This is a genomic window from Burkholderia orbicola (assembly GCF_900100915.1).
In the GTDB taxonomy this organism is placed as follows: domain Bacteria; phylum Pseudomonadota; class Gammaproteobacteria; order Burkholderiales; family Burkholderiaceae; genus Burkholderia; species Burkholderia orbicola.
The window spans coordinates 2182396-2197747 of sequence record NZ_FNKW01000001.1 but is presented as its reverse complement, the minus strand read 5'-3'; the positions used below and the strand labels follow the sequence as shown (position 1 = coordinate 2197747).

The following is a 15352-nucleotide window of genomic DNA, read 5'->3' as shown; positions in this document are numbered from 1 at the left end:
AGGAATTAGCACTCGTATTGCGGGAGTGCTAAGATGACCCACGGAATCTCATTCGAGACCGGGGTTTGTCCCTGATTCCAAAGGAGTTTTTTAGTGAGCCACGCCCTGACCCTCCCGAACACGCTGAGCCCGACGCCGGCCAAGGCCGAATCGGCAGGCTCGCTGGCGCTCGCAGCCCAATCGATGTTGCCCGGCCAGCTCGGCAACATCGACGCGTACATCCAGGCCGTCAATCGCATTCCGCTGCTGACCGCCGAAGAGGAACGCCGCTACGCAACCGAATTCCGCGAGGACAACAACCTCGACGCGGCGCGCCGCCTCGTGCTGTCGCACCTGCGTCTCGTCGTGTCGATCGCGCGCAACTATCTCGGCTACGGCCTGCCGCACGGCGACCTGATCCAGGAAGGCAACATCGGCCTGATGAAAGCCGTGAAGCGGTTCGACCCGGCGCAAAACGTGCGCCTGGTGTCGTATGCGATTCACTGGATCAAGGCCGAGATCCACGAGTACATCCTGCGCAACTGGCGCATGGTGAAGGTCGCGACCACGAAGGCGCAGCGCAAGCTGTTCTTCAACCTGCGCAGCCACAAGAAGAGCATGCAGGCGATGACGCCCGAGGAAATCGACGGCCTCGCGCAGGAGCTCAACGTCAAGCGCGAGGAAGTCACCGAGATGGAAACGCGCCTGTCGGGCGGCGACATCGCGCTCGAAGGCCAGGTGGAAGACGGCGAGGAGTCGTACGCGCCGATCGCCTACCTGGCCGACTCGCACAACGAGCCGACCGCCGTGCTGGCCGCACGTCAGCGCGACATGCTGCAGACGGACGGCATCGCGCAGGCGCTCGACGCGCTCGACGCGCGTAGCCGCCGCATCATCGAGGCGCGCTGGCTGCACGTCGACGACGACGGCTCGGGCGGCTCGACGCTGCACGATCTCGCCGCCGAGTTCGGTGTGTCGGCGGAACGCATCCGCCAGATCGAAGCGAGCGCGATGAAGAAGATGCGCACGGCCCTCGCCGAATACGCGTAAATCCCGGCGATTTAGAGCGCTTCATCGAAAACCGCTGCCTGCCCGGCAGCGGTTTTTTTTCGTCCGTTTTTCCGCTGCTTTTCCCCCGCTTTTCAATGCGTTTCACGCTCCGTTTCTTCGCCGATTAATTGACCTGATTCATCGGGTATTACGCCATTTGCGGTGCCCTTCCGCATAACCTTGATCCACCTCAATTTTTACCCCACGTTTCGCGACGGTCTGCCGCAGCGCAGCACTCGGCATCGGAAAGCAGTCCTTTTAAAATTGGCATGTCAGGCGCACAAGGATTAAAACAGCTTCACGGCCGTCATAAATCCGACGTAAAGTCGCCCCCAATCCGACGTAAATCGATTCAGGATAATCGCCTTGATCTCGATCAATAAAGAGCCTGCGCCGCCTTCGCGGCCGGCCGGCACGATCGGCTGGCGTGCGCGCATCGCCGCGTGGGCACGCGGACCGACCCTCGCCCGCGACATCACCCTGGTGCTGATCGTCAAGCTGATCCTCCTGATGTCGCTCAAATACGCATTCTTCAATCATCCGCAGGCCGAGCACATGTCGTTGCCGCCTGCCGCCGTCGCCGAAAAGCTGCTCTCGGTGCCGGCGCCCGCCTCTACCGAGGGAGACCACCATGATAAGTAGTGAAGTCGTCGATCTGTCACGCCTACAGTTCGGCATCACGGCGCTCTACCACTTCCTGTTCGTGCCGCTGACGCTCGGCCTGTCCTGGCTGCTCGTCATCATGGAAGCCGTCTACGTGATGACCGGCAAACAGGTCTACAAGGACATGACCCAGTTCTGGGGCAAGCTGTTCGGGATCAACTTCGCGATGGGCGTGACGACCGGCATCACGCTCGAATTCCAGTTCGGCACGAACTGGTCGTACTACTCGCACTACGTCGGCGACATCTTCGGCGTACCGCTCGCGGTCGAAGGCCTGATGGCGTTCTTCCTCGAATCGACGTTCGTCGGCCTGTTCTTCTTCGGCTGGAACCGCCTGTCGAAGGTCAAGCACCTGATCGTCACGTTCCTCGTCGCGCTGGGCTCGAACCTGTCGGCGCTGTGGATCCTCGTCGCGAACGGCTGGATGAACAACCCCGTCGGCGCCGAGTTCAACTACCAGACGATGCGCATGGAGATGACGAGCCTGTTCGACGTGCTGTTCAACCCGGTCGCGCAGGTGAAGTTCGTGCACACGGTGTCGGCCGGCTACGTGTCGGCGGCGATGTTCGTGCTCGGCGTGTCGTCGTGGTACCTGCTGAAGAAGCGCGACGTCGACTTCGCGCTGCGCTCGTTCGCGGTCGCGGCCGGCTTCGGCCTCGCGGCGACGCTCTGCGTGATCGTGCTCGGCGACGAATCGGGCTATACGACCGGCGAAGTGCAGAAGATGAAGCTCGCCGCGATCGAATCCGAATGGGAAACCCAGCCGGCGCCCGCGTCGTTCACGCTGATCGGCATCCCGAACCAGGAGGAACAGCGCACCGACTACGCGATCAAGATCCCGTACGCGCTCGGCCTGATCGCGACGCGCTCGATCGACGAACCGGTGATCGGCCTGCGCGATCTCGCGAAGCACAGCGAGGAGCACATCCAGAGCGGGATGATCGCGTACGGCGCGCTGCAGAAGCTCAAGCAGGGCGACACGAGCGACGCGACCCGCGCGCTGTTCGACCAGCACAAGCAGTATCTCGGCTACGGGCTGATGCTCAAGCAGTTCACGCCGAACGTGACCGACGCGACGCCGGAACAGATCAAGGCCGCCGCGAAGAAGACGATCCCGCCCGTCGCGCCGGTGTTCTTCTCGTTCCGGATCATGGTGTTCCTCGGCTTCCTGTTCGTCGCGACGTTCGTTGCCGCGTTCTGGTTCTGCGCGCGGCGGCAACTGCTGCAGGACAACCGCCGCTGGTTCCTGCGCTACGCGGTATGGGCGATCCCGCTGCCGTGGATCGCGATCGAATTCGGCTGGATCGTCGCCGAGCTCGGCCGCCAGCCGTGGACGATCGCCGGCGTGCTGCCGACGCACCTGTCCGCGTCGAGCCTGCAGCCGAGCGACCTGTACCTGAGCCTCGCCGGCTTCATCCTGTTCTACACCGCGCTGTTCGTCATCGAGATCAAGCTGATGTTCAAGTACGCGCGCCTCGGCCCGTCGTCGCTGCATACCGGCCGCTATCACCACGAACTCGCCGCTGCCGGCGAGCGGGCCGCGGTCTGAGCACGCCCTCGCAACCGAACAAGGAATCGCTATGGACTATGCAACTCTCAAGCTGATCTGGTGGCTGCTCGTCGGCGTGCTGCTGATCGGCTTCGCCGTCACCGACGGCTTCGACATGGGCGCGACCGCGCTGCTGCCGTTCCTCGGCAAGACCGACGAGGAGCGCCGCATCATCGTCAACACGGTCGGCGCGACCTGGGAAGGCAACCAGGTGTGGCTGATCACGGCCGGCGGCGCGATGTTCGCGGCCTGGCCGCTCGTCTACGCGGCGTCGTTCTCCGGCTTCTACTTCGCGATGCTGCTCGTGCTGTTCGCGCTGTTCTTCCGGCCGGTGGGCTTCGACTACCGCAGCAAGCGCCCGGACCCGCGCTGGCGCGCGGGCTGGGACTGGGGCCTGTTCGCCGGCGGCTTCGTGCCGGCGCTGGTGTTCGGCGTCGCGTTCGGCAACCTGCTTCAGGGCGTGCCGTTCAAGTTCGACAGCGACCTGCGCGTGACCTACTACGGCGGCTTCTGGGCGCTCTTGAACCCGTTCGCGCTGCTGTGCGGGCTGGTCAGCCTCACGATGCTCGTCGCGCACGGCGCCGCGTTCATCAAGATGAAGACCGACGGCGTGATCGCGCGCCGTGCATCGATCGCGCTGCGCGTCGCGTCGTTCCTCGCGGTCGTGCTGTTCGTGCTGGCCGGCGTGCTGGTGGCCTCCTATATCGGCGGCTTCCACATCACGCATGCGGCGCCGACCGACACTGTCGCGAACCCGCTGCTCAAGGACGTCGCCGCCGGTTCGGGCCTGTGGCTCGCGAACTACGGCGACTATCCGTGGATGATCGCGGCGCCCGTCGTCGGGATCGCGGGCGGCGTGCTGGCACTGCTGCTCGCGGGCTCGAAGCAGGAGAAGACGGCGTTCTTCTGCACGGGCCTGATGATCACCGGCGTGATCCTGACCGCGGGCTTCTCGATGTTCCCGTTCATCATGCCGTCGTCGCTGGACCCGCGCAGCAGCCTGACCGTGTGGGATTCGACGTCGAGCCACATGACGCTGCAGGTGATGCTGTTCGCGGTGATCGTGTTCCTGCCGATCGTGCTGCTCTACACGAGCTGGGTGTATCGCGTGATGCGCGGCAAGGTCACGCACCAGACGCTCGAAGAGAACACGCACTCGATGTATTGATGCATTGAACCGGGCCGGGGTGCGCAGGCGCCCTCGCCCACCGTTTCGCAAGGAGTCGGATCATGTGGTATTTCAGCTGGATTCTCGGTATCGGCGTCGCGCTGTCGTTCGGCATCGTCAACGCGATGTGGCTCGAAGCGCGGCAGAAGACGCAGGAAGCGCCCGTGCGTGCGCGGCGCGACTGACGCGCCGGCGCCGCCCGGAAGGGAAAAGAACCTCGCTTCGTGCGAGGTTTTTTTTCGTCCTGGCCGCGCTGGCCGGCGTCGCCCGGCGATGCCAATTTAGCGCCAGATTGATACCACTTGAATACCAATAAAAGGTTTCATAAGATCGTTGGACACGGCCGCTGACAGGCCGAATCCTTCTGGGTGGGGGAGACATGCGAATCCCGTGTGTGGCGTGCGCCTGCGCGCCATCTCGACGTCCGTGCGCCACGGCGCGCGCCGTCGTCGCGCTCGTGCGCGGCCAACCGAGCGCCGCCGGCCGTGGCCGCCTCGTCGCCGCGGCGAACGCCATGGGCCGCCGATGAATCCGCGCACGCCGCCGCGCCGCTCCGATCGGCACGCATGCCCGCCGCCCGTTCCGTAACGCACGCTCCCGCGTGCCGAATGCGCGCGGGGCAGCCGCATCGCCCAGCGTGCCGGTATCTCCCGCAGCTCCACTGAAAGACCCGATCGCAGCGACGTCGCGTCACGGCGTCGCTACGCCCCCCTTTTTCTCAGGAGTTCGAATGAAGCGTACCTTGTCATCCCTCATTGCCGGCCTGTTGATCGCGGTGCTGTCGCCGGCTGCGATCTCGGCGTTGCCAGCGTCGGCCGCCACTGGCGCGACCGCCGGCAGCGCGCAAGCGGCCGCCGCACAAGCAGCCAGCCTCGCGACGCAGCTGTCGAACGGCCTCGCGTTGCGCGTCGCCGTGGACAACAACCACGCGGCCGCGGCCGGCGTGCCGTGCGCCGATCTCGGCGCCGACGGCGCGGCCTGCGCGACGGGCCGCCTGATCCTGCAGAACCGCGGCCACCAGGCGATCGCCGACGGCGGCTGGAAGCTCTATCTGCACAGCATCCGCCGCCTGCTGCGGATCGACCGGCCCGGCTTCGCGCTGCGGCGGCTCACCGGCGACCTGTACGAACTGACGCCGCAGCCGGGCTCGGTGCGACTCGCGCCCGGCGAGCGCATCGAGCTGCCGTTCGTCGCCGAATACTGGCTGCTGCGTTACAGCGACGTGATTCCGCGTCCGTACGTCGTCGTCGACGGCGCGCCGCCCGCCGTGCTGCGCTACAACGACACCGACAACGAGCTGCGCTACGTCGAATCGCTGCCGGCCGACGCGCAGAACAACTCGACCGGCAACGCGCCGCCGGTGGCCGCACGACCCGATCCGGGCCGCGCGCTGCCGAGCGTGAAGCGCGAACTGCCGCTGCCCGGCACGCTCGAGCTGCGCGGCGTCGAACTCGCGCTGCCGGATCTGCCGGACGCGCAGGTCGCGGCGCTGCACGAGCGCGCGACGACCCTCGGGCTCGACGGCGCTCGCGTGCCGGTGCGCGGCTTCGTCGCGCCGCGCCGGCTGCCGGCCGACATCGCGACACCGGGCGGCTATCGGCTCGCGATCGGGCCGCGCGGCGTGCTGATCGAAGGCTACGACCGCGCGGGCCTCTACTACGGCGTGCAGACGCTCTACTCGCTCGCGCCGGCCGGCGGCGGCCCGATCCCGGCGATGCTCGTCGAGGATGCGCCGCGCTTCACGCATCGCGGGATGCACGTCGACCTCGCGCGCAACTTCAAGCAGCCGGCGACGCTGCGCCGCCTGATCGACCAGATGAGCGCGTACAAGCTCAATCGCCTGCACCTGCATCTGTCCGACGACGAAGGCTGGCGCATCGAGATTCCGGGCCTGCCCGAGCTGACCGAGATCGGCTCGCGCCGCTGCCACGACCCGAGCGAGACGCGCTGCCTGCTGCCGCAGCTCGGCTCCGGCCCCGACAACCGCTCGGGCGGCGGCTACCTGACGCGCGACGACTACGTGGCGCTCGTGCGCTACGCGGCCGCGCGCTTCGTGCAGATCATCCCCGAGATCGACATGCCCGCGCATGCGCGCGCGGCCGTCGTGACGATGGAGGCGCGCTACCGGCGGCTGCATGCGGCGGGCCGCGAGCAGGAAGCGAACGCGTACCGGCTGCTCGACCCGCAGGACACGACGAACCTGACGACGGTGCAGTTCTACGACCGGCGCAGCGATCTGAACCCGTGCGTGCCGGGCGCGCTCAACTTCGCGTCGAAGGTGATCCGCGAGATCGCGGCGATGCACGCGGACGCGCAGGCGCCGCTGCAGACCTGGCACTACGGCGGCGACGAAGCGAAGAACATCTTCCTCGGCGGCGGCTTCCAGGCGCTCAACGGCACCGATCCGAACAAGGGGCGCATCGATCTCGCCGCGCAGGACAAGCCGTGGGCACGGTCGCCGGCTTGCACGGCGCTGCTCCAGCGCGGCGAGATCAAGTCGATCGACGAGCTGCCGACGCGTTTCGCGAAACAGGTGAGCGCGGCGGTCAACGCGAACGGGATCGGCACGATGGCCGCGTGGCAGGACGGCATCAAGCATGCGAACGGGCCGCAGGATTTCAGCACGCGCCACGTGATGGTGTCGCTGTGGGACACGATCTTCTGGGGCGCGTCGGACAGCGCGCGCGACCTGAGCGGCAAGGGCTACCAGACGGTGCTCGCGCTGCCCGACTACCTGTACTTCGACTTCCCGTACACGCTCAATCCGCGCGAGCGCGGCTACTACTGGGGCTCGCACGCGACCGACGAGTACAAGGTGTTCTCGCTCGCGCCGGAGAACCTGCCGCAGAACGCAGAAGTGATGGGCGACCGCGACGGCAACCCGTTCGAGGTGACGGGCACGGGCCCCGCGCCGCGCATCGAGGGCATGCAGGGCCAGGCATGGGGCGAGGTGATGCGCAACGACACCTTCCTCGAATACATGACCTATCCGCGGCTGCTCGCACTCGCCGAGCGCGCGTGGCACCGGGCCGACTGGGAGCTGCCGTATGCGGCCGGCGTGCGCTTCAAGCGCGGCGACACGCATCATGTCGACATCGCCGCGCTGCAGCGCGACTGGGCCGGCTTCGCGACGCTGCTCACGCAACGCGAATTGCCGAAGCTGGAGCGCGCCGGGGTCGGCTACCGGAAGCCGACCTTCACGCTGACGAATCCGTGAGCGGGTGAACGGCCGGGCAGTTGAGCGGCAGGCGATGCGGACCCACGCATCGCTTATCGCACACTTATCGCGCACTTATCGCACACGGCCTTCGGCAAAGCAAAAACGGCTTGCGACGCACACGTCGCAAGCCGTTTTTCTTTGACCGCTTTTGTCCGCCGGCCCGCATCCGCCGCGCGGATCGGTCAGGCCGGCCTCACCGCATCACGCCGGTTGTGCCGCCGCCCCGCTGCCCGACGGCGGCAGGCGCGCGCCGAGCTGTTCGGCATAGCGTGCCGCCGCGTTGCCGCAGACGATGTGGAACGTATCGAGCGACACCCACGCGACGTCGAGCGCGCCGAGACGCTCGCGATCGACCGCCGACGGGTCGCGCACGACCACGCGCAAGCGCGTGGTGGCCACCGCATCGAGCGACGCGACGTTGGTCGCCCCGCCGAACACCGCGAGCCAGCGGGTCGGTTCCGGATCGAGCGGGCCGGCGGCCGCGCCCGTGACGGGCTGCGCGGCAGCGGCCGGCGCGGCCGATGCGGCACCGGTCGCGCCGCCACCAATCGCGGCACGCATCTCGTCGGCAATGATGTCGGCCTCGGGCCCGATGATCACCTGCACGCTGTTGCCGCCGCGCTTGAGCACGCCGCGTGCACCGATCGACTTCAGTTCCGGCTCCGATACCTTTTCCGGATCGACGACGGTCAGGCGCAGGCGCGTCGTGCACGCGTCGACGACCGACAGGTTGGCCGCCCCGCCGAGTGCGGCGATGTAGCGTTGCGCACGCGGTGCGGCAGCCGTCGCAGCCGCTCCCGCAGCCGGCGCGACGAAGCCGCCCGGTGCGTACGACTCCGTGGCCGCATCGGCCGAGGCCGGCTCACGGCCCGGCGTGGCCATGTTGAACTTGCGGATGAAGAAGCGGAACAGCCCGTAGTACGCGACGCCGTACGCGATGCCGAGCGGGATCGCGATCCAGCCCTTCGTCGACAGCCCGTAGTTCAGCACGTAGTCGATCGCGCCGGCCGAGAACGTGAAGCCGAGCTTCACGCCGAGGATCTGGCAGATCGCGAGCGACAGCCCCGTCAGCACCGCGTGGATCACGTACAGCACCGGCGCGAGAAACATGAAGCTGAATTCGATCGGCTCGGTCACGCCGGTCAGGAACGACGTCAGCGCCATCGACAGCAGCAGGCCGCCGACCATCGCGCGGCGCTCCTTCGGCGCTTCGTGCAGCATCGCGAGACACGCGGCAGGCAGGCCGAACATCATGATCGGGAAAAAGCCGGCCATGAAGGTGCCCGCGGTCGGGTCGCCCGCGAAGAAGCGGTGCAGGTCGCCGTGCACGATCTCGCCGCCGGCGGGCGGCGTGAAGTTGCCGAACACGAACCACGCGAGCGAGTTGAGGATGTGGTGCAGGCCGGTGACGAGCAGCAGGCGGTTCAGGAAGCCGAACACGAACGCACCGATCGCGCCCGCCGTCGTCAGCCACTGGCCGGCCGCGTCGATCGCATGCTGGATCGGCTGCCACACGTACCCGAACGCAATGCCCAATATCACGCAGACCAGCCCCGTGATGATCGGCACGAACCGCTTGCCGCCGAAGAACGCGAGGTAGTCCGGCAGCTTGATGTCCTTGTAGCGGTTGTACAGCAGGCCCGCGACGACACCCGCGATGATCCCGGACAGCACGCCCATGTTCAGCTTGGGATCGATGTCCTTCATGATCGCGGTTTCGATCAGGTAACCGATCGCGCCCGCGAGCGCCGCCACGCCGTTGTTGTCCTTCGCGAAGCCGACCGCCACGCCGATCGCGAACAGGAGCGGCAGGTTGTCGAAGATCGCGCCGCCGGCGTCGGCGATCATCTTGATGTTGAACACGTCCGGCTGGCCGAGTCGCAGCAGGATGCCGGCGACCGGCAATACCGCGATCGGCAGCATCAGCGCCCGACCCAGGCCCTGTATTTTCAGAAACGGATTCCCGTTCATTCAGTCCTCCAATCCATGTCTCGTCATTAATCGTCGTTAATCGTCGTTGACCTACTTGCCTTCTTCGTCGTGAAACGCGCCGCGAACCTGCCGTCGACGCTCAGTCGAGCGGCCAGACCTCGCGGCTTGCTGCCCTTACCGCCTGTGCCGAGTCGAGCGCGAGCAGATCCTGCGCGCGCTGACGGCACAACGGGTAATCGAGACGGCGCACACGCGCCTTGATGCCCGGCACCGACACCGGGTCGACCGACAGTTCGGTCACGCCGAGGCCCACCAGGACCGGTACCGCGAGCGGATCGCCGCCGAGCGCGCCGCAGACGCCCACCCACTTGCCGTGCTTCGCGGCGCCGCGCACCGCGATGTCGATCAGGCGCAGCACGGCCGGATGCAGGCCGTCGGACTGCGCGGCGAGATCGGCCTGGCAGCGGTCCATCGCGAGCGTGTATTGCGTGAGGTCGTTGGTGCCGATCGACAGGAAATCCGCATGCTGCGCGAGCTGGTCGGCCAGCAGCGCGGCCGACGGCACCTCGATCATCACGCCGACCTCGATCGGCTCGGTGCGGCCCTGCGCGCGCGCGAATTCGTCGATGCGCTTGCGCAGCCGCACGAGTTCGCCCGCATCGGTCACCATCGGCAGCAGGATGCGCACCGCGCCGAACGGCTTCACCGCGAGCAGGCCCTGCAACTGATCGTCGAGCAGATCGGGGCGCACCTGCGCGAGACGGATGCCGCGCAGGCCGAGCGCCGGGTTCGGTTCGGGCGGCAGCGTCAGGTAGTCGACTTCCTTGTCCGCGCCGACGTCGAGCGTGCGGATGATCGCCGTGCGGCCCTGCAGCGCGTCGACGATCGACTGGTAGCTCTGCTGGTGCTCGACCGCCGTCGGGGCGGCCTGGCGATGGATGAACATCAGCTCGGTGCGCAGCAGGCCGACCGCGTCGGCGCCGTTGTCGACCGCGGTGTTCGCATCGTCGAGCGTCGCGATGTTCGCGGCGACCTCGATCGCGCGGCCGTCGATGGTCGCGGCCGCCTCGCCGGCCTGTTGCCGGTTCGCCTCGCGCACGCCGTCCAGGCGCTGACGCTCGTGCCGCGCGCGCTCGACGTCGAGCGCGGTCGGCGCGTGTTCGAGCCGGCCCGCGCTCGCATCGACGACCACCTGCGTGCCGTCCGGAATCGCGTACAGCGCATCGCCGACCGCCACCAGCGCAGGGATGCCGAGCTGCCGCGCGATGATCGCCGCGTGCGACGTCGCGCCGCCGCGCGCCATCACGAGCGCGGTCACGCGTTCGCGATCGAGCGACGACAGGTCGGACGGCGTGAATTCCTCGGCCGCGAGCACGGCTTCGTCGGGCAGCGCGCGCGCGGCGCCGCTCGTGTGGCCAAGCGCGCGCAGCACGCGTTTCTCGATGTCGCGCAGATCGGCCGCGCGTTCGGCGAGCAGCGCGTCGTCGAGCTTCGACAGCATGTCGATCTGCGTACGGATCGTCGCGCGCCATGCGAAGCCCGCGCCCTTGCCGAGACTGATCAGGTCGCGCGCCGCGTCGACCAGCGTCGGGTCTTCCAGCAGCACGCGATGCACCGCGAAGATGCCCGCTTCGCCGACCGCGCCGCGCGCCGACGCGCTACGGACCGTTTCGGTGAGTTCGGCATCGACCGTCTTCAGCGCCTGATCGAGCCGGCGGCTTTCCGTGGCCGGTGTGCCGGTCGCCTGCTCGGGCGGCACGATGTTCGCATCGTCGAGACGCACCAGCGTGCCGACCGCGATGCCGGGCGCCGCGCACACGCCGGCGAGCGTGTTCGGATCAATCGGCGCGCCGGCATGGCGTGCGACCGCCTGCGGTGCGGGCGATTTCAGCCGGGCCGGCTTTTCTTCCACTTCGCCGTGCGCTTCGCGCAGCAACTCGCGCTCGACCGCCTCGACGGCCTGTTGCGCGTGCGCGCCGCGGCCGACCAGCTCGACCGTCGCGCCTTCGCCGGCGCCGAGGCCGAGCAGGCCGACGACGCTCGCGATCGACGCCTTGCGGCCGTCGAACAGCACGTCGACGGTCGCGTCGAAGCCGCGCGCGGCTTCACGTGCCCGCGCGGCCGGCCGCGCATGCAGGCCACCCGGCTGCGCGAGCACGATCTCGCGACGCACTTCGTTGTGCGCGGCCGCACCGGCCTGCGCTGCCTGCGCGGCGGCTTCGCCCTTGCCGCGCAGCGCGAGCAGCGGCGTCTCGCCGGCCGTCGCGAAACCGCTCGCGCGCTCGACCACCTCGAACGCGTCGGAATTCGCGATCGCGATCACCGACACGAGCGAATGCGCGTTTCGCGCCACCGCGTCCTGGTCGAACTCGATCAACAGCGCGCCCGCTTCGACGCGCGCGCCGGCTTCGACGTGCGCGATGAAGCCCTGCCCGTTCAGCTCGACGGTGTCGATGCCGATGTGCAACAGCACTTCCGCGCCTTGCGGTGTCGTGATCGTCACCGCGTGGCCGGTGCGCGCGAGATGCGACACGACGCCCGCGCACGGCGCGACGAGCTTGCCCGCGAGCGGGTCGATGCCGATGCCGTCGCCGAACATCCCGCCGGAGAACACCGGATCGGGCACGTCGGCCAGTGCGACGATCGGCCCCGTCAACGGGCTAAGCAGAACGATCTGATCGTGGTTGGGGCTCTTCAACTGGGATTCCTCGGCGCGTCTCATCGGCTTTCTCGGCTATCAGTGCGTTTCGGTGACTTTGTTCAGGTGGCGCGGCGTGTCGGGATTGCGGCCGCGCGCGACGGCGAGATCCGCCGCCATCACGTAGAACGAAAGAATGGCGGCGATCGGGTCGAGCGCCGAATGGGCGGACTGCGCGAGCGGCAGCACGGTGCCCGATACGCCGGGCGTCGATACGCCGGGCGTACCGGCGGGCGCCGCGAGCAGCACGGCGGCGCCGCGTGCGCGCATGTCGGCGGCCAGCTGCAGCAGGCCGGCCTGCTCGGGCCCCGGCGGCGCGAACACGAGCAGCGGATAGTCGCGGTCGATCAGCTCCATCGGGCCGTGACGGACTTCGGCGCTCGAGAACGCCTCGGCCTGGATGCCGGACGTTTCCTTCAGCTTGAGCGCGGCTTCCTGTGCGATCGCGAGGCCCAGCCCGCGGCCGATGACGATCATCCGTTCGACGCCCGCGAGCGCCGCGACGGCCGGCGACCAGTCGAGCCGGCCGGCCTGCGCGAGCACGTCGGGCAGGCCGCGCAATGCGGTGATCAGCGCGGCGTCGCGCTGCCAGTACGCGACGATCTGCGCGGACAGCGACAGCATCGCGATATAGCTCTTGGTCGCGGCGACCGACAGTTCGGGGCCGGCCAGCAGCGGCAACTGGTGCTCGCACGCATCGGCGAGCGGCGACGGCAGCACGTTCACGGCGGCGACGGTACGCGCGCCGGCTTCGCGCAGCGCGGCCATCGTGTTGACGAGATCGGGGCTCTTGCCCGACTGGGAGAACGCGAGCGCGAGCTGGTCCTGCACCTTCAGCGGCGCCTGCTGCAGCGTCGCGACCGACATCGGCAGCGACGCGACGGGCACGCCGAGGCGGCTCATCGTCAGGCTCGCGAAATAGCTGGCGGCGTGATCCGAGCTGCCGCGCGCGACCGTCAGCGCGACGGCCGGCGGGTGATCGAGCAATTGGCCGGCGAGCGCTTCGACGCGCGTGGTGTCGGCGATCTGCGCGGCGACGACCTGGGCGGACTCGCGCGCTTCCTTAAGCATATTCGACAATCGATTCTCCTTCGACATAGGTCGCGGTGAGGTTCAGGTCGCGATCGAACACCGCAAGGTCGGCCCAGGCGCCGCGCTCGAGGCGGCCGCGATCGGCGACGCCGAGGTAGTCGGCCGCGTAGCGCGACATCCGGTTCGACACGTCGGCGATCGGCAGGCCGAGCGACACGAGGTTGCGCAGCGCCTGGTCCATCGTCAGCGTGCTGCCGGCGAGCGTGCCGTCGGCGAGCCGCACGCCGCCGAGGCACTTCGTCACGTGCTGGCTGCCGAGCCGGTATTCGCCGTCGGGCATGCCGGTGGCGGACGTGCTGTCGGTCACGACGTACAGGCGCGGAATCGCGCGCAGCGCCGCCCGGATCGCACCCGGGTGGACGTGCAGCAGATCGGGGATGATTTCCGCGTATTCGGCATGCGCGAGCGCCGCGCCGACGAGGCCCGGGTTGCGGTGATGCAGCGGCGACATCGCGTTGAACAGGTGCGTGAAACCGCATGCGCCGTGCTTGAGCGCGGCGACCGCATCGTCGTAGGTCGCGAGCGAATGGCCGAGCTGCACGCGTACGCCGCGCGCGGCCATCTCGCCGATGATTTCGATGTGGCCCGCGATTTCCGGCGCGAGCGTGACGACGCGAATCGGCGCGATCGACAGGTACTTCAGCACCTCGTCGAGCACGGCCGACACGGCCGCGTCGGGCTGCGCGCCGAGCTTGCCCGGGTTGATGTACGGGCCTTCGAGATGCACGCCGAGCACGCGCGCGCCGCCCGGCGTGCGGTTCCGCGCGACGGTGCCGAGGTTCGCGACGACTTCCATCAGCTCGTCGCGCGGCGCGGTCATCGTCGTCGCGAGCAGGCTCGTCGTGCCGAATTGCGCGTGCGTGCGGACGATCGTCTCGATCGCGTCGCCGCCTTCCATCACGTCGGCGCCGCCGCCGCCATGCACGTGCAGGTCGATGAAGCCGGGCAGGATGTACGGCGCGTCGTTCGTCGCGGGATCGACGGGCGTGCCGTCGAGCGTGGTGATGCGGCCGTTCTCGCTATCGAGCGAACCGTGAATCCAGCCGTCGGGGGTGAGGATGTTGCCAGTCAGCATGACGTTCTCTTGATGATCGGGTGACGCGAGCGTCCGCGTCGTGATGTGCCAATCCGTTGCGATTCATTGCGCGCGATTGCGTTCCATCGCGATCGCGCGGGATGCGCGGGCAGTCTCGCGCGTCAGCGTTTCAGTTCGGCGACGAAGTCGTAGTAGTCGTCGCGGCAATACGTTTCGGTCACTTCGATCGCACGCTGGTCGGCGCCGTAGCCGACGCGCGTGATCACCAGCAATGCCGAGCCCGGCTTCACCGCCATCCATTTCGCGATCGCGTGCGTGGCATTCGCCGCGCGAAAGTGCTGCAGCGCGCGCACGACGGTCATGCCGCGCGTATCGAGGTATTCGTACAGCGACGCGCCGAGCGCCTGCGGATCGGGCACCACCGCGGCCGGCAGCGTCGAATGCTCGACGGCCATCACGATGCCGTCCGCGCGACGCAGCCGTTCGAGCCGCGCCACCGTCGCGCCGGGCGCGAGGCCGAGATGCGTGAGCTCGTCACGGCTCGCGGCGCGCAGCGTGCGCGACAGCCACACCGAATCGGGCACGAAGCCGCGCTGCTGCATCTTCGCGGTGAAGCCGACGAGCCGCGACAGCGGATCGGCGACGCGCGGCGTGATGAAGCTGCCCGCACCGCGCGCCCGCTTGATCAGGCCCTGCTCGACCAGCAGCGCGAGCGCACGACGCGCGGTGATCCGCGACACGCCGACCGACCCCGACAGCAGCCGCTCCGACGGCAGCGCCTCGCCGGCCCGCCACGCGCCGGCGTGGATCGCGCTCGTCAGATTGCGGGCGAGCTGCAGATAGAGCGGCGTGTCGTCGAGGGGGTCGGGCGCCAGTTCGGACCAGCCGGTTTCCATGTGCCTCCGGGTGTCGGACGACGATCCGCGACCGTCGAAAGTGAACGCATTATATAACCACCATAATAC

At 68.3% G+C, this 15352-nt stretch carries 11 protein-coding genes; 6 read left to right on the top strand and 5 right to left on the bottom strand.

Going from position 1 to position 15352, the window contains the following annotated elements:
* Window positions 1-93: 93 nt before the first annotated feature.
* The 6 genes from rpoH (at window position 94) to BLS50_RS10460 (ending at window position 7626) form a co-directional block, all read left to right on the top strand.
* Window positions 94-1029 (top strand): RNA polymerase sigma factor RpoH, encoded by a 936-nt coding sequence (rpoH, locus tag BLS50_RS10490; RefSeq protein ID WP_006477765.1) that lies wholly within the window; start codon window positions 94-96, stop codon window positions 1027-1029.
* Between the two features lie 360 nt (window positions 1030-1389).
* On the top strand, window positions 1390-1671 hold the full coding sequence (gene cydP / locus BLS50_RS10485; protein WP_027806881.1) for a cytochrome oxidase putative small subunit CydP: 282 nt from the start codon (window positions 1390-1392) through the stop codon (window positions 1669-1671).
* Window positions 1661-3241: a cytochrome ubiquinol oxidase subunit I gene (locus BLS50_RS10480; RefSeq protein WP_006477763.1), complete on the top strand. Its 1581-nt coding sequence runs from the start codon at window positions 1661-1663 to the stop codon at window positions 3239-3241. The genes cydP and BLS50_RS10480 overlap by 11 nt, the downstream gene beginning before the upstream one ends.
* Before the next feature lie 31 nt (window positions 3242-3272).
* Complete coding sequence (cydB, locus tag BLS50_RS10475) at window positions 3273-4409, top strand: cytochrome d ubiquinol oxidase subunit II (RefSeq protein WP_006477762.1); 1137 nt, start codon at window positions 3273-3275, stop codon at window positions 4407-4409.
* A 62-nt stretch (window positions 4410-4471) separates the two neighbouring features.
* Complete coding sequence (gene cydX, locus BLS50_RS10470) at window positions 4472-4594, top strand: cytochrome bd-I oxidase subunit CydX (RefSeq protein WP_006477761.1); 123 nt, start codon at window positions 4472-4474, stop codon at window positions 4592-4594.
* 545 nt (window positions 4595-5139) lie between these two features.
* On the top strand, window positions 5140-7626 hold the full coding sequence (locus BLS50_RS10460; RefSeq protein ID WP_027810412.1) for a family 20 glycosylhydrolase: 2487 nt from the start codon (window positions 5140-5142) through the stop codon (window positions 7624-7626).
* A gap of 204 nt (window positions 7627-7830) precedes the next feature.
* Here BLS50_RS10460 and nagE read toward each other — a convergent pair whose 3' ends face one another.
* From nagE to BLS50_RS10435, 5 genes are all read right to left on the bottom strand, one after another.
* Window positions 7831-9600, bottom strand: a complete 1770-nt coding sequence (gene nagE / locus BLS50_RS10455) for an N-acetylglucosamine-specific PTS transporter subunit IIBC (protein ID WP_027814124.1) — start codon at window positions 9598-9600, stop codon at window positions 7831-7833.
* Between the two features lie 100 nt (window positions 9601-9700).
* Window positions 9701-12283, bottom strand: a complete 2583-nt coding sequence (gene ptsP / locus BLS50_RS10450) for a phosphoenolpyruvate--protein phosphotransferase (RefSeq protein ID WP_074802171.1) — start codon at window positions 12281-12283, stop codon at window positions 9701-9703.
* A gap of 15 nt (window positions 12284-12298) precedes the next feature.
* Window positions 12299-13330 carry an SIS domain-containing protein gene (locus BLS50_RS10445; protein WP_034174394.1) on the bottom strand — a complete coding sequence of 344 codons (1032 nt, stop codon included), beginning with the start codon at window positions 13328-13330 and terminating at the stop codon, window positions 12299-12301.
* Entirely contained in the window at window positions 13323-14426 is a 1104-nt protein-coding gene (nagA, locus tag BLS50_RS10440; protein ID WP_027812018.1) for an N-acetylglucosamine-6-phosphate deacetylase, read from the bottom strand. Before nagA ends, BLS50_RS10445 begins: the two co-directional genes overlap by 8 nt.
* Before the next feature lie 122 nt (window positions 14427-14548).
* Window positions 14549-15283 carry a GntR family transcriptional regulator gene (locus tag BLS50_RS10435; protein WP_027812017.1) on the bottom strand — a complete coding sequence of 245 codons (735 nt, stop codon included), beginning with the start codon at window positions 15281-15283 and terminating at the stop codon, window positions 14549-14551.
* Window positions 15284-15352: the final 69 nt, after the last annotated feature.